The organism is Burkholderia sp. AU30280 (assembly GCF_020420125.1).
Taxonomy (GTDB): domain Bacteria; phylum Pseudomonadota; class Gammaproteobacteria; order Burkholderiales; family Burkholderiaceae; genus Burkholderia.
Window position 1 is genome coordinate 411,754 of the sequence record NZ_JAIZRY010000008.1, and the last position, 14,237, is coordinate 425,990.

13 protein-coding genes and 3 pseudogenes are annotated in these 14,237 nt (G+C 67.1%); 9 read left to right on the forward strand and 7 right to left on the reverse strand.

The window, feature by feature from the left end; all coding sequences use genetic code 11:
* Nucleotides 1–213: 213 nt before the first annotated feature.
* Entirely contained in the window at nt 214–1,143 is a 930-nt protein-coding gene (locus LGN17_RS20865; RefSeq protein ID WP_226198455.1) for a LysR family transcriptional regulator, read from the reverse strand.
* Nucleotides 1,144–1,298: 155 nt separating this feature from the next.
* Between LGN17_RS20865 and LGN17_RS20870 the strand changes: the two genes are divergently transcribed.
* The 3 genes and pseudogenes from LGN17_RS20870 to LGN17_RS36885 form a co-directional block, all read left to right on the forward strand.
* Nucleotides 1,299–1,448, forward strand: a complete 150-nt coding sequence (locus LGN17_RS20870; protein WP_226198456.1) for a hypothetical protein — start codon at nt 1,299–1,301, stop codon at nt 1,446–1,448.
* 180 nt (nt 1,449–1,628) lie between these two features.
* Entirely contained in the window at nt 1,629–2,039 is a 411-nt protein-coding gene (locus LGN17_RS20875) for a VOC family protein (RefSeq protein ID WP_226198457.1), read from the forward strand.
* 104 nt (nt 2,040–2,143) lie between these two features.
* Nucleotides 2,144–2,302, forward strand: a pseudogene (locus LGN17_RS36885) (SDR family NAD(P)-dependent oxidoreductase); the annotation flags it as partial.
* Between the two features lie 126 nt (nt 2,303–2,428).
* Here the strand turns inward: LGN17_RS36885 and LGN17_RS20885 are convergent.
* Nucleotides 2,429–3,148, reverse strand: coding sequence for a Bax inhibitor-1/YccA family protein (locus LGN17_RS20885; RefSeq protein ID WP_226198458.1), 720 nt, complete (start codon nt 3,146–3,148; stop codon nt 2,429–2,431).
* A gap of 367 nt (nt 3,149–3,515) precedes the next feature.
* Between LGN17_RS20885 and LGN17_RS20890 the strand changes: the two genes are divergently transcribed.
* The 5 genes and pseudogenes from LGN17_RS20890 to LGN17_RS20910 all read left to right on the forward strand — a co-directional run bounded on the left by LGN17_RS20890 (nt 3,516) and on the right by LGN17_RS20910 (nt 8,783).
* Nucleotides 3,516–5,147, forward strand: coding sequence for an oleate hydratase (locus LGN17_RS20890; RefSeq protein WP_413227040.1), 1,632 nt, complete (start codon nt 3,516–3,518; stop codon nt 5,145–5,147).
* 352 nt (nt 5,148–5,499) lie between these two features.
* Entirely contained in the window at nt 5,500–7,908 is a 2,409-nt protein-coding gene (locus LGN17_RS20895; protein ID WP_226198460.1) for a phosphoketolase, read from the forward strand.
* A gap of 2 nt (nt 7,909–7,910) precedes the next feature.
* A pseudogene (locus tag LGN17_RS20900) lies at nt 7,911–8,051 on the forward strand (Crp/Fnr family transcriptional regulator); the annotation flags it as partial.
* A 179-nt stretch (nt 8,052–8,230) separates the two neighbouring features.
* Nucleotides 8,231–8,353: pseudogene (locus tag LGN17_RS20905) on the forward strand (cytochrome C); the annotation flags it as partial.
* Nucleotides 8,354–8,408: 55 nt separating this feature from the next.
* Entirely contained in the window at nt 8,409–8,783 is a 375-nt protein-coding gene (locus LGN17_RS20910; RefSeq protein WP_174915130.1) for a DUF3564 family protein, read from the forward strand.
* 128 nt (nt 8,784–8,911) lie between these two features.
* On the opposite strand, the gene LGN17_RS20915 is transcribed toward LGN17_RS20910, so the two are convergent.
* The gene (locus LGN17_RS20915) at nt 8,912–9,223 is read right to left on the reverse strand and encodes a hypothetical protein (RefSeq protein WP_226198488.1); all 312 of its coding nucleotides are present in this window, start codon (nt 9,221–9,223) and stop codon (nt 8,912–8,914) included.
* A 315-nt stretch (nt 9,224–9,538) separates the two neighbouring features.
* Between LGN17_RS20915 and LGN17_RS20920 the strand changes: the two genes are divergently transcribed.
* On the forward strand, nt 9,539–9,856 hold the full coding sequence (locus tag LGN17_RS20920) for a hypothetical protein (protein ID WP_226198461.1): 318 nt from the start codon (nt 9,539–9,541) through the stop codon (nt 9,854–9,856).
* Nucleotides 9,857–9,955: 99 nt separating this feature from the next.
* On the opposite strand, the gene LGN17_RS20925 is transcribed toward LGN17_RS20920, so the two are convergent.
* The 4 genes from LGN17_RS20925 to LGN17_RS20940 form a co-directional block, all read right to left on the reverse strand.
* On the reverse strand, nt 9,956–10,801 hold the full coding sequence (locus LGN17_RS20925) for a hypothetical protein (protein ID WP_226198462.1): 846 nt from the start codon (nt 10,799–10,801) through the stop codon (nt 9,956–9,958).
* A gap of 277 nt (nt 10,802–11,078) precedes the next feature.
* Nucleotides 11,079–11,789, reverse strand: a complete 711-nt coding sequence (locus tag LGN17_RS20930; protein WP_226198463.1) for an outer membrane protein — start codon at nt 11,787–11,789, stop codon at nt 11,079–11,081.
* A gap of 98 nt (nt 11,790–11,887) precedes the next feature.
* Nucleotides 11,888–12,526, reverse strand: a complete 639-nt coding sequence (locus LGN17_RS20935) for a response regulator transcription factor (protein ID WP_226198464.1) — start codon at nt 12,524–12,526, stop codon at nt 11,888–11,890.
* Nucleotides 12,523–13,956: a sensor histidine kinase gene (locus tag LGN17_RS20940; RefSeq protein ID WP_226198465.1), complete on the reverse strand. Its 1,434-nt coding sequence runs from the start codon at nt 13,954–13,956 to the stop codon at nt 12,523–12,525. Before LGN17_RS20940 ends, LGN17_RS20935 begins: the two co-directional genes overlap by 4 nt.
* Nucleotides 13,957–14,237: the final 281 nt, after the last annotated feature.

Consider the following 14,237-nt stretch of genomic DNA (forward strand, 5'->3'; position numbering starts at 1 on the left):
CGGCACGGTGTATTCGACGACGAATGCAAACGACGTGATGCGTGTCACGCAAGAGCGCGCGCTGACGCTGCAGCGCTTCGAATCGGATGTCGCGACGCACGGCTTCGACCTGACCGGGCGCCTGCCGCCGGTGACCGATCCGACACCCGAGCGCGTCGCGACCTTCCCGCCACGCGGTGCGCGTTTCGAACCAAGGTTCTCCCGTGCGCGGATTCAACTCATTCGGGCCGCCTGCCCGATCAATCCGATGAGCCAGCGCAGGCCGCTGTCGCCCTGATGCGCGGTCTTCCACAACGCGCTGACCTGATGGATCGGCGTATCGAACGGCAACGGGCTGATGCGCAGGCCAAGACTACGGCTCCAGGTGCGGGCGATGTAGTCGGGCACCGTCACCAGCACGGGGTTGTCGCGTGCGATGAAAGGCTGGGTGGCGAAGTGCGGATTGGAAAATATCACGCGCCGTTGCTTGCCCAGCGCCTCCAGCCGCTCGTCGATCAATCCTCGAAGTTCTCCCTTGAACGAGGTGAGCGCATGCGGATGCGCCAGAAACTCGCTCAAGCTCAACGTGTCCCCTCGCGTCCGTATCAGCGCCGGGTTGTAGAGGCAGACGAAGCGCCAATCCAGCAGCGTGCACTGCTGTTGCCATTGAGCGCATTCGTTGAACACCCCCAACGCGACCTCGATCTCATTGCGTTCAAACATGCTGGAGACACGGTGGCAGTCCGTATCCAGCGAGATGAGCTTCACGCCCGGCGCCTCGGCGGCCAGCAATTTCAACAACGAAGGAAACAGCGTCACCGCGATCGCCTCGGAAACACCGACCCGGAACGTCCGATTGGCGTCCCGGGCATCGAACGGCTGGCCAACCCGCATGGTCTCGTGAAGGCCGATCAGCAGCGCGTCGATCTGCCGGGAAAGCTCCAGCGCGCGAGGCGTGGGTTCCATTCCCGAGCGGCCGCGCACGAACAACTCGTCGCCAAAGGCGGCGCGCAGTCGTTTCAGCGCACCGCTCACCGCGGGCTGACCAAGAAACAGCCGCTCCGCCGCACGCGTGACGTGGCGCTCCTGCATGAGCGCATGGAAGACCAGCAGCAAATTGAGATCGAATCGACGAAGATCATTCTCAATGATGGAAGTCATCATGACAAACAATTGGAGTGATAGTCGGCCTAGCATGCATGCTATCTCCACCCGCTGCAACCGACGCAGCGCGAACCTCGAGGAATGCTCGCGAACGGGCCGCGGCGCGGGTCAGCGCGGTCTCCCCCGGTGTGGTGGAAACACCGTAGTGGAGCACCGTGACCGGCGAAGCCCGGCAGGCAAGCGACTTGCCGGTCGGATGCGTCGGTCAGCCTGACGATGGCGCGCAGGCCATCGCCTTTCTCGTCGGGAACGGCTATACCACCGGCACCATCATGGAATGCGATGGCGGCTTGCGCCTCGTCTGAGCACGAGATGCGTGCTCGACATCCGGCGCTGCGATCCATGGAAGGTCCTGCGCCCTATGACTGAATCGAACGGCATTGGCGTTTCGAGCGCCGGTGACGACAAGGCGCACGCGAAGAAGTCGATCCTTGCGCCGCTATGCCTTCTTTTTTATCTCAACCTGTTTGAAAGGAGAAGAATTCGTGTCCAGGCAAATCTTCATCAACCTGCCCGTGCAGGATCTGTCAAAAGCGACGGCCTTCTATACCGCCATCGGCGCCGGCAAGAATCCACAATTCAGCGACGACACAAGTTCCTGCATGGTGTTGTCGGACACCATCTTCGTGATGCTCATGACGCATGAAAAATGGACGCATTTCACGAAGAAACCCATCGCCGACGCCCGGCGCGAAAGCGAGGTGATGCTGGCGCTCAGCGCAGAGGATCGCGACAGCGTGGACAGGATGACTGAAGCCGCCGGAGCGAACGGCGGCACGGCGGACGTCAATGCCAAGCAAGATCTCGGCTTCATGTACGGCCGCAGCTTCGAAGACCCCGATGGCCATATCTGGGAAGTGATTTTCGTCGATATGTCCCAGATGCCCCAGCAGTGAAATACAGGAATCCATAGTTTTTGTTCCGCATCGTTTACCTGATAATTCACGGGCCAAACCGCCGTGAAAAATGGGAATCGATGAAAATCGCACACTCCGGAACAATGATCTTCGGTGGCAGCTCAGGGATGGGGCTCGCACTGGCACAACGCTGTCTCGATGCCGGTGCAAGCGTCATCGTCATCGGGTGCAGCGAAAACAAACACGAGCGTGCTCGCGAAGCATTGGCCAGCGCAGCGAGGCTGGCTATCGTCGTCGCCGATATCACGCAACCGAGGCCGTTCCCCAAGATCGGCCAGGTTCATCACGGCTCGGCCCCTGTCTGCTCCAGCGAAGATCCCGCCGGGGCTCGCCGCACGGGGCTCCCCGTCCCGCCCCCCGGCGCTCGCCTAGCTGCGGCGACTGCCGAAGAGCCGCATCAGCATCAGGAACAGGTTGAGAAAGTCGAGATAAAGCGCAAGCGCGCCCATGATCGCCTTCTTGCCGGCGATCTCGCCCGCTTCGCCCGCGATGTAGATACGCTTGATGCGTTGCGTGTCGTACGCGGTGAGCCCCGTGAACACGAGCACGCCGATCACGGAAACGACGAACTGCAGCGCCGACGAAACCAGGAAGAGATTCACGAGCCCCGCGATGATGATGCCGATCAGCCCCATGAACAGAAAGGAGCCGAAGCGCGAGAGATCGGCCCGTGTCGAGTAGCCATAGAGGCTCGTTGCGCCGAACGTGGCCGCGCTGATGAAGAACACGCGCGCAATGCTTTCGCCCGTATACACGAGGAAGATACCGGAAAGCGAGAGCCCGACCAGCGCGGCGTAGGTCCAGAAACCGATCTGCGCCGCGCCGAAGCCGATGTGCTCGATGCGCAAGCTCAGCAACATGACCAGCGCCAGCGGTGCGAGCAGCACCACCCAGAAGAGGGGCGTTCCGACGATCGACCGGTAAAACCCGGTTGACGCGCCGAGGTACGCAATGGCGCCCGTCAGCGCCAGGCCCCCGGCCATATAGTTGTAGATGCGCCGCACATACTGCCGAAGGCCCACGTCGTCGCCGCCCGATACGCGCTGCGACTCTTCTGCTCGCGCCCCCTGTCGAAAGTCGCTTCCCATGATCGATTCTCCTCGGATCGCATTCGTGGCGACCGCGCTTCGTCGTGGCCGTCCCCGTAATCAATCTCGCCCCTCGGGTCGCCGGGCACCTTGATGCACATCAAGCCCATCCGGCGCCGCACCCGCTCAACAGGGCCTCGCGCGCACCCGAATGGCAGTGCACGAAGCCGCGGATCTGCTTGAGTTGCGTCAAGCCGCGCGCGATACGCACCGGCATGGCCTGCCGCATCCGGATCGATTGACGCATCTCAATCGGCGTGCCCGGAACGCGGATATCGTGGCCAGAGCGCTCGCCAATGACGGCAGCGCGATCCGGCGTCCCCGGGCGTCGACAGCGGTTTCACCCAATCTGAACAGGGGCATTTCCATGCAACGCAGCACACGGGATTCGGATCGAGCCGCCCGCCGACGCGCGGCCGGCATCGATCGGGACAACAGCCGGTTCTATCTGGTGGGCGGCGGCATCGCATCGCTGGCGGCGGCAGCCTTTCTGATCCGGGACGGCGACATACGCGGCTGCAATATCACGATCATCGAAGCGCTCGATCGCCTGGGCGGCAGCCTGGACGGCGCGGGTTCGGCCGAGGAAGGCTACGTGATCCGGGGCGGCCGCATGCTCGAAAGCAAATACCTCTGCACCTACGATCTGTTTTCATCGATCCCGACGCTCGACAAGCGATGTTCCGTCACCCGAGAAATCCTCGACTGGAACGAGACCATGCGGACCGCGTCGAAGTCGCGCCTGGTGCGCGACGGCCGACGGGTGAACAAGCCGCCCTTCGGGCTCGACGAAGCGCACATCGTCGCGCTGGAACGCCTGTCGATCGAGCCGGAAAGCATGCTCGGAGACAGCCGGATCTCGGATCACTTCAACGCCGGTTTCTTCACGACGAATTTCTGGCTGATGTGGTGCACGACCTTCGCGTTCCAGCCCTGGCACAGCGCGGTCGAATTCAGGCGCTATCTGCTCCGGTTCGCGCACATGGTGTCCGGATTCAACCAGCTCCAGGGCATCATGCGCACGGTCTACAACCAGTACGACTCGCTGGTGAGGCCGCTCGAGAAATGGCTCGACGAGCGCGGCGTGCGGTTCGAGTCGAATACCCGCGTGACCGATCTCGTGTTGAGCCGCACCGAGGGCGACACCCGCGTCGAGGAAATCGTCTGCGAGCGTGACGGCGTCACCCGCCGAATCGCGGTGCGCGAAGGCGATTGCGCGATCGTCACGCTGGGCTCCATGACGGAAGGATCGAGCCTCGGCGGCATGGACCGCCCCGCGACGCTCAACGGCCGGGCCGACGCCGGCGCATGGGCGCTGTGGGAGAAGATCGCCGCGGGACGGCCGGCATTCGGACGCCCGGCCGCGTTCGCCGATCACATCGACGAATCCAAATGGCTGTCGTTCACCGCCACGCTGCGCGAACCCGTCCTGCTCCAGCGGATTCGCGACCTGACCGGCAATGTGCCCGGCGAAGGCGGCCTGATCACCTTCGCGGAGTCGAACTGGCTGATGTCGATCGTCGTGCCGCATCAGCCGCATTTCCTCGGCCAGCCCGAGGACGTCAGCGTGTTGTGGGGATACGGGCTGTTCGTCGACGCGCCCGGCAACTTCGTCGAGAAGCCGATGGCGGCCTGCACGGGGCGCGAGATCATGACCGAATTGCTCGGACATCTGCGACTCGCCGAGCAGGCTGACGACCTCCTCGCCAGGCTCACCTGCATCCCGTGCATGATGCCGTTCATCACGAGCCAGTTCCTGGCGCGCCAGGACGGCGACCGGCCGCAGGTGACGCCGGAAGGCACGGCCAATCTTGCTTTCGTGGGGCAGTTCTGCGAGTTGCCGGACGACGTCGTGTTTACCGTCGAATACTCGATCCGCAGCGCGCAGACGGCCGTCGCGGCACTGCTCGATCTCGACCGGCGGCCGCCCCCGGTCTACAAGGGACAGCACGACCCACGGGTGCTGTATCGAGCATTCACGACGCTGCACGATGCCTGAGCGCGGGCGGATCGTGGTTGGCGGGTTGTGCTGTCGACCTCCCGATCCCGCCCGGAGCATGCTTGACCCATGTCAACGGCCCGGACGCTGCCGCGACCGACGATGTTGCCACCCGGAACGATGTGCGCCGTGGCGCTTCATGCAGACATCCGAACGACGGGCCCTGCCGCACGCGGAGTCCGTCTGACGCGATCCGACTGTCGCGCGGCGGATGCATGATCGGACGCCGCCCATCGACGCCGGCGCGTGACAAAGCGCCGGTCTCGTCGTTATCGCATCGCACGGTGAAAACCGGGCGATTCGCCACGTGTCGAGTGTCCGTCACGCGGCGCGTCACTTGCAGGAGCATGGCATGACCCAAGCCGACCCAACCTCCCCCGCCCCGCTTTCCGACACGCTGCTGCATCGCATGAACGCGTGGTGGCGGGCCGCCAACTATCTGTCGGTCGGGCAGATCTACCTGCTCGACAATCCGCTCCTTCGCGAGCCGCTGCAGATCGCGCACGTCAAGCCTCGCCTGCTCGGCCATTGGGGCACGACGCCGGGGCTGAACTTCATCTACGTCCATCTGAACCGCGCGATCAACGCGCGCGATCTCGACGTGCTGTTCATCGCCGGCCCGGGCCACGGCGGCCCCGGCGTGCTCGCCAACGCCTGGCTCGAAGGGGTGTACAGCGACACCTATCCGAACGTGCCGCAAAACGCCGAGGGCATGGCCGCGCTGTTCCGCCAGTTCAGCTTCCCCGGCGGCGTGCCGAGCCACGTCGCGCCGCAGACGCCGGGCTCCATTCACGAAGGCGGCGAACTCGGCTACTCGCTGTCGCATGCGTTCGGCGCGGCCTTCGATCACCCCGGGCTGATCGTCGCCTGCGTCGTGGGCGACGGCGAGGCGGAAACCGGGCCGCTCGCCACCGCCTGGCATTCGAACAAGTTCCTCGATCCGGCCTCGGACGGCGCAGTGCTGCCCATCCTGCATCTGAACGGCTACAAGATCGCCAGTCCGTCGATCCTCAGCCGCATCGGGCAGGACGAACTGGAGAGCCTGCTGACCGGCTATGGCTATCGGCCGCTGTTCGTCTCGGGCGACGAGCCGATGGCCACGCACCAGCGCATGGCGGCCGCGCTCGACGACGCGCTGGACGACATTCGCGGCATCCAGGCGCGGGCGCGCAGCGCAGGCAACCTCGCCCGCCCCCGCTGGCCGATGATCGTGCTGCGCACACCCAAGGGCTGGACCGGCCCGAAGCGCGTCGACGGCCTGAAAACGGAGGGCAGCTTCCGCTCGCACCAGGTGCCGATCGCCGACCTGAAGCAACCGGGGCACCTGCAATTGCTGGAAGACTGGCTGAGCAGCTATCGCCCCGACGAACTGTTCGACGCGGACGGGCGTCCGTGCGACGCGATCCGGTCGCTGGCGCCGGCCGGATCGCGCAGGATGAGCGCGAATCCGGTGGCGAACGGCGGCGGCGAGGCGCGCGAGTTGCGGATGCCCGATTTCACTCGCCACGCGGTGGCGGTGCCCGCGCCCGGGCAGGTCGACGCACAGGCCACGCGCGTGATGGGCGGCTTCCTGCGCGACGTGATGTCCGCGAATCTGGCCGACCGGACGTTTCGCGTGTTCGGCCCGGACGAAACGGAATCCAACCGCTTGTCGGCGCTGTTCGACGTCACCGCGCGCACCTGGATGGCCGCGACCGATCCCGACGACGTCCAGCTCGCGCCCGACGGCCGGGTCATGGAGATGCTCAGCGAGCATACCTGCCAAGGCTGGCTCGAAGGCTATCTGCTGACCGGGCGGCACGGGCTGATGTCGTGCTACGAAGCGTTCATCCATATCGTGGATTCGATGTTCAACCAGCATGCGAAATGGTTGAAGGCGTGCCGGGAAATCCGCTGGCGGCGGCCGCTGCCGTCGCTCAACTACCTGCTGACCTCGCACGTCTGGCGGCAGGACCACAACGGCTTCAGCCACCAGGATCCGGGTTTCATCGATTTCGCGGTCAACAAGAAGGCCGACACGGTGCGCGTCTACCTGCCGCCGGACGCGAACACGCTGCTGGTCGTCACCGATCACGCGCTGCGCACCTGGAACCGGATCAACGTGATCGTCGCCGGCAAGCAGCCGGCGCCGCAATGGCTCGACCTGGATGCCGCGATCCGGCATTGCAGCGCCGGCGCGGGCATCTGGGAGTGGGCAGGAAACGACGGCGACGGCGAGCCGGATGTCGTGATGGCTTGCGCGGGCGACGTGCCGACGCTCGAGACGCTCGCCGCCGTCGACCTGCTGCGCACCCATCTGCCGGGGTTGCGCGTCCGGGTCGTCAACGTCGTCGACCTGATGACGCTGGAGCCTGCCGACGTCCATCCGCACGGGTTGAGCGACGCGGATTTCGACGCGATGTTCACGACGAACCGGCCGGTGATCTTCGCGCATCACAGCTACCCCGCCCTGATTCACCGGCTGACCTATCGCCGCGCGAATCACGCGAATTTCCACGTGCACGGTTTCATCGAGGAAGGGACGACCACGACGCCGTTCGACATGACGGTCCTCAACCGGGTCGACCGCTTCCATCTGTGCGAGGCCGTGCTCGATCACGTGGGCGAACAGGTGCAGGCGGGTGCGCAGCATTTCAGGCAGTACCTGCGCGACAGGCTGGTCGAGCATCGACGCCATGTGGACCGGTACGGCGACGACCTGCCGGAAATCCGCGACTGGCGCTGGCAGGCGACGCCGGGCAGCCGGAACCCGATGCGGTGAGCCGCTCGGTCAAGCGGGGCGAGTCGCTGTATCGTGCGCACGATCCGTTCCAGAGTCTCTGCTCGGCCCGCACCGGCTCGTTCAAGACGATCGTCATGCATCGCGACGGCCAGGCGCAAGTGACCGGATTCCAGATCGCCGGGGGAGCGCGTTCCGGCGTTTGACTTGCATCAATCGCCTGCGCGGGGCCGCGCATAGACTGGGTCGGACGACTTGCCGAACGCACCGCGCGATGACGACCGCTCCAATGACACGCATGCCGGGATACCTGCTCGCCCTCGCGTGGCGCGCGGGCGGAACGGCGTCCGGCCCAGGTGCGGCCAAGCCGAAACTCGGCGGCCGCGCGCACTGGGGCGACACCGCGATGCCGCTGCCCGCCGAGCGTGGCGGCCCGCTGTCTTCCGAGGACGCGCATACGCTGATTCGCTGGGTCATGAGCCAATAAAAGCGTCGGCCGCCGGTGACGGCGGCCGCCCTCCTTCGTCGATTCGGAGCCCATCGTGCGAATCACCCTGCATCTCGATACTTTCGCCTGCGACAACCCTTCGGCCTATGCCATTCTCTGGATCGACACGGCCATGCGTCGCTGGTCGCGCGAAGGTCATGCGGGGATGGACCTGCCCGCCTGGGGGACGCTCGTCCGCGAAGGCAGCGCCACGCTGATGGCCGGTCCCGACGACGCCGGCGCGCTGTGCTGGCTCGACGATTTCGATCTCGACGCACCGTCCGGGCCGTTCGAAGGCCAGGCCGGCATCGCGCGTTGGCTGCGCGATGCCCGGCAGGCGCCAGTGCCTGGCGCATGGCGGGTGCAGTGTGTCGACGATACGGCCGAGACGCCGGAGCACGAGATATTCACGGGCGACGAGGAAGATTAGCCGGACCACCGGCGCCGACTGCGCCGCCTCCATCGCCGCGGCGGATCGACTCGCGCCTGGCGAACCGCGGTGGGCCGGTGGGCCGATGCGTCGAGCCACGGCGAATGGTGTCCGATGCGCGGGACGTGTCAGCTCGGGTTCTCGTGGATTTCAGCAGCGGCGATCCCGGCAAGTTGCCGCTCGGCGATGTCGAATGCCCGCTTCAGCGCGTCCATGGGATCCATGCCCGTCATATGCGGAACGGGACGAAATTCCCCCTTGCGCGTGATCAGATCGAGTCGCACGTCATACGTCGGCTGGCGGGTCGACGCGCCCATGGCCTCGATCGCGAGATGGCAGCCGGCCAGTCGCGGACTGAACGGCTCGAGACGCATCAGCTGGATGCTCGCTTCCGCCTCCAGCTGAGCCGACCCGGCGAAGCCGAAATAAGCGATCTGCATCCCGATTCCCATGTTCCGCTCCTGTTGATCGCGCCGATCGGCGGCGAGAACCGGTTCATCAGTGTGGGGCGCTCGCCATACCCGATTCCGTGCATCCATCTTCCGGGGCGACGGCCCGGCCTCGTTGATGTGCGTCAAGCGACGGACATCGCCGCACGCTGTCCGCCAACCGGCGCGGGTCTCGTGAAACCGGTGCCGGCCAGCCGGCCGGGAGCGCAGCGGGGCCCCACCAACGCCGGCTCGTTCAGTCGGAGACCATGCAGACATCGGCGATCTGCCCGGGCAACAGCCGCAGGCCGATCGGTAGCCCGGACGGTGGCAATCATCGGCACCGTACCGTCAGCCACACGCGGCAACCGGACGGCCACGGTGCCCGGCATCGCGCGCCGGATACCGCGGCGGCCTGCGGGGCAGCAGGTCGGGCCCTGCACCTGCCCGCGCCGCCTGCCGCACGAAACCGTCGAATGCGGCGAACGAAGCCATACCTTCATCTTCGAAGCTTCGGAATCCGCAGCGTTGACTTTCATCAAGCGCGCGCACGGTTCCGACTGGCCCTCGAAAAAACAACGGCGCCGCCCGGATTGCCCGGCGGCGCCGTCGACGACGACGCGCAGCGTCCCCGGTTCGCGCTAGCGCGCTTCGATCAGATCCATCACCTCGACCTACCTCCCCGCCTGGACACCGAGCACCGACGCACCCGGGTCAACGCGACGTTCGCGTGACGCCCGGAACTCAGGGCTCGATCAGGCGCGGATGGTCGGTGAACGCCACGCCCGTGTCGGCCGGGCGCGCGAGCTGCGCGGCCTGGCGCGCGGGTTCGCGCGTCGCGGCCAGCCAGCGCGTGAACTCGGCGGCGGTCATGCCGACCGCCGCGGCCGAGCCGGACGACGATGCCGCGGCAAGCGCCGCGTCGTCGTGGCGCGCCGCACGCACCTTCGGCGCGGCGGCACTCGCGGCGGCCGGCGCAACCGATGCGGTTGACGTCGCCGGCGGGCGAGCCGGGGCGATGCGGGCGTGCTTGCGGCTCGGTGCGGTCGCAGGCGTCGGTGCGGCGGCGGGCGCGACGGTCGTGACGATCTCCTGCGGGTTCTTCGCTGCCGGGCTATCCGTCTGCATCGCGAACGATTCCTGCCGATTCGCCACCGGCTGCATGCTTTCCGGCGCAACGACGGCGGCAACCGGCGCCGCGATGCCCGCCTCCGGCGTCACCGAGATCGCTGCCTCGTAGAACGTGTCCGGCGACGGCGCACGCTTGCGGATGTCGATGATGTGCGTCGCCGCGACGCATACGGAGCCGAACACGAGGCCGACGAGCAGCGTCATCAGCGTCGGCCGCAACCGGCGCCGGCCGTGCGACGCCGCCCACGCGCGATTCTCGGTGCCGAAATCCGCCGCCCGGACTGCCGCGATGCGCGGCGCCTCGAACGGCTCGCGCGTCACGCGCAGATCGAACACGCTCGGCCGGGGCCGCCGGCTCGCGACGAACGGCGTGCGCCGCCGGCCATACGGCGGCGGCACGTCGGAATATGGATGCGCGAGCGGTAGCGCAAAAACGCCGGTGATGTCCTGCATGCCCATGATGATATTGACGCGGCACTGCACGACGTCCGCCGTGACGACCCGCGCTCCCGTAGAGTGACTCGATGATGGCGAGTATCGCCGTTCGCGCCGCGCGCCGTAAATCGGACCAGGCCGGATCGGCGTGTCGATACGGTCAGCCTGGTCCTACCGGCGGGCGAACGGCCGCGCCGGATGCGCGCACCCCAACCGGCCGCGACGCACATCGATCCCGTCATTCATCGTGAACGCCCGGCGAGCCTGCCGGCCCGTACGCATTGGGCCGATCAGGCAGCGTTCAGAACCGGCCGCGCAGGCCGATGAACACCTCGTTCGACGACAGCTTCGACTTCAGTTGCTCGTCGCGCGCGAGCACGCGGTTCGCAAACGTGTTGTAGCCGGTCTCGACGTTGCCCATGTCGACATAGCGATACCCGACATCGATCGAGAAGCGCTTGTTGATCGCATAGCTGACGCCCGCGCCGGCCGAATACGCGAGGTTGGTCTGCGTGCGCGACGCGAAGCGGCGCGTGTCGTTGGTCTGCCAGCCGTCGGCCGACACGATCGCCACGCCGACGCCGAGCGTGCCGTACACCGAGAAACCGCGGCCAAGATCGAAATCCTTGTAGCCGTTCAGCATCAGGCGCTGCGCCGACACGTGGAACTCGTTCGCGTTCGCGTCGAACGGCGCCCAGTAGCTGACGAAGTTGTCGGTGCGCTTGAACGTGTATTCGCCTTCCGCGCGCCAGCCGTTGCCGAACTGGTAGCCGAGCGCCACCGCACCCGTCACGCTCGAATTGCCGTCGGGGCCGCCGACGCGATTCGTCACGCGCGGGCTCGTCAGCTCCATGTTGGTCGCGTTGTCGAACGCGCCGACCACGCGCGCGGTGGCGTAGTAGCCCGCGTCGCTCAAGGCCTGCTTTTTCGTTTCCGGTGCGATCGTGTCGGCCAATGCGGCGCCCGAAAACAGCAATGCGAGCGACGACGGCAGGGCGAATTGCTTGATCATGAACATGCGTCCTTCTCGATGATTCGTGGAAAGCCTCATCGTAAGGAGTGCACCGCATTCGCAGAACCCGTTCGCCTACGGGTTGCGCCTCCGTAGCGCTACGGAGGCGACGCAGCCGCGAACGCCGCATAGTCGCGCACGAGTTCGACGAGCGACGCCGCGTGCAGCTTGTCGAACACGTTCGCGCGATACGTCTCCACCGTGCGCGGCGACAATCCGAGCACACGTGCGATTTCCTTGTTGCTGCGGCCGCGCACGATGCCGTCGAGCACCTCCCGCTCGCGCATGCTCAGCGTCGCGACCCGCGCCGCGCGCACCTGTTCCGCGCCGTCGCCGTCGCGCCGGTTCTCGTGCTGGCGGATCGCCTGCTGCACGGCGTCGATCAGTTCGTCGTCGTCGACGGGCTTGCGCAGGAAGTCGCTCGCGCCGCGCTTGAACGCCCGCCGGCATGCATCGACGTTGCCGTGGCCCGTCAGCACGATCACCGGCAGTGCGCGCCGCGCGCTCAACCGGTCGAGCGCGTCGAGGCCGCTCATGCCCGGCATGCGCAGGTCGAGCAGCACGCAGCCGAGCGCGCGATCGTCGGCGTCGGCGAGAAACGCCTGGGCGTCCGCATAACAACGCGTCGGCAGCCCGACCGTGCGCAGCAGCAGCGCGAGACCGTCGCGCACGGGTTCGTCGTCGTCGACGATCGCGACGATCGGCATGTCGTGCGGCATCGCGTTCATCCCGTTCATGCGCCCGCCCCCTCCGCCAGCGGCAGCAGCAGCGTCGCCTCGACGCCGCCCGACGGCCGGTTGCGGATCATCAGCGTGCCGTCCTGCCGCTGCGCGAGCGTGTCGCACAGCGGCAGCCCGAGGCCGAGCCCGTTGTCGCGCGTCGTGAAGAACGGCTCGAACAGGCGCGGCAGCGCGTCGTCCGGTACGCCAGGGCCGTTGTCGACGACGCTGAAGCGATAGTGCCGGCCCGCGCGGCCGCCGCTGATGCGGATCTCGCCGAACGGCATGCCGGCCAGTGCGTCGCGCGCATTGCGGATCAGGTTGTACAGGATCTGTTCGACCGCGACCGGCTCGGCCACCGGCGCGGCGCGCGGCGCCGCGTTGTGCCACTGCAGCGCGATGCCTTCGCGCGCGAGTTCGTCGCGATGCAGGAACAGCACGGCCTCCATCACCGCATCGGGATCGAGCGCGTGGGCGCGTCCGCCACCGGCGGACGTCATCGCACCGCGCAGCCGGTCGAGGATCGCCGCCGCGCGCTTGGCCTGCGCGACGCTCGACTGCAGCGCGCGCCGCACGCCGTCGCGTTCGGCCGGCAGGTCGAGCATGCGTTCGGCGGCGCGCGTATGCGCGACGATCGCGGTCAGCGGCTGGTTCAGCTCGTGCGCGATCCCGGCCGCCATCTCGCCGAGCGTGTCAAGGCGGCCGAAGCGGTCGATCCGCTCGCGCGCGTGCTCGCGCCGCCGCGCTTCCCGCAAGCGCCACCCGCCGAGTGCGCCCGCGACGAGCAGCGCGGCCACCGCGTTCCACAGCGCGATCGGCAGCCACGGCAGGTCGGCCACGGTCAGCGTGCGCGTGGTCTTCAGCACGAACGCCTGCGGCTGCGCAGGCAGGCGCTTCTCCAGATGCATCGTCCAGCCGAACGGCGTCGCGGGCGCGTCGCGCCGCAGCAGGCCGAAGGTGCGATCGCGCAGCTGCAGCGTCGCCGACGACAGCGCATCGGGCCAGTCGCCCGGCGGCAGCAACCGGCGCGGATCGATCAGCACCGCCCATCCCGTATCGGCGACGAGCCAGTAGCCGCCGTCCGCGTCGAACGTCAGCGCGAACGGCGCGGCGCCGCTGCGCGAGGGCACGCCGGCGGGCCACCGCCCGCCCGTGCCGAGCCATCCGCCGCCGCGCTGCCGGTGCGCGAGCGCGTCGAGCTGCGGCATGCGCTCGCGCAGGCTGTCGAGCATGTTCGACGGCGGCGCGGACAACGCGGTGGCGCCGAGCGTCGCGAGAATCGCTTCGTGCTGCGCGGCTTTCTGCGCGAGCAGGCGAATCACGATGCTCGAGTTCTGGAAGAAGCGGTCGTGCGCGTCGGCGACGAAGCGCGACGTGACGAACGCCGTGCCGGCCAGGCTGAGTGCGAGCCAGGCGAACAGCACGGCGGCGCGGAGAGAAGGTTTCATTGTCGTTGGCGGAAACGGACGGCAGGCAAAACGCAAGGGATGCGCGGCCGGCGCACCACACATCGCACATGGCGCACGCATCGGCTGCAAGGTTGTATGCGCAACGACATGAAAATGCCGCCGCGCCACGCGGGTTCCGTCACATTGTCGGCACGACGCCACTACCCATGGTCCGATAACACCGACGGCAACAGTCGGCCCCGTCCTAAATCGCGGCACCGCCCGCGCTTTCCGGAAAAAACCTGCAGAAAACCCGCGCACATTCGGACTGGACCGATGTT

Excerpts from the sequence above, each read along its gene's own strand:
- LGN17_RS20865 (WP_226198455.1), bottom strand. The coding sequence starts at position 1,143 with ATGATGACTTCCATCATTGAGAATGATCTTCGTCGATTCGATCTCAAT.
- LGN17_RS20885 (WP_226198458.1), bottom strand. The coding sequence starts at position 3,148 with ATGGGAAGCGACTTTCGACAGGGGGCGCGAGCAGAAGAGTCGCAGCGC.
- LGN17_RS20890 (WP_413227040.1), top strand. The coding sequence starts at position 3,516 with ATGCAACGCAGCACACGGGATTCGGATCGAGCCGCCCGCCGACGCGCG.
- LGN17_RS20895 (WP_226198460.1), top strand. The coding sequence starts at position 5,500 with ATGACCCAAGCCGACCCAACCTCCCCCGCCCCGCTTTCCGACACGCTG.
- LGN17_RS20915 (WP_226198488.1), bottom strand. The coding sequence starts at position 9,223 with ATGCAGATCGCTTATTTCGGCTTCGCCGGGTCGGCTCAGCTGGAGGCG.
- LGN17_RS20925 (WP_226198462.1), bottom strand. The coding sequence starts at position 10,801 with ATGGGCATGCAGGACATCACCGGCGTTTTTGCGCTACCGCTCGCGCAT.
- LGN17_RS20930 (WP_226198463.1), bottom strand. The coding sequence starts at position 11,789 with ATGATCAAGCAATTCGCCCTGCCGTCGTCGCTCGCATTGCTGTTTTCG.
- LGN17_RS20935 (WP_226198464.1), bottom strand. The coding sequence starts at position 12,526 with ATGAACGGGATGAACGCGATGCCGCACGACATGCCGATCGTCGCGATC.
- LGN17_RS20940 (WP_226198465.1), bottom strand. The coding sequence starts at position 13,956 with ATGAAACCTTCTCTCCGCGCCGCCGTGCTGTTCGCCTGGCTCGCACTC.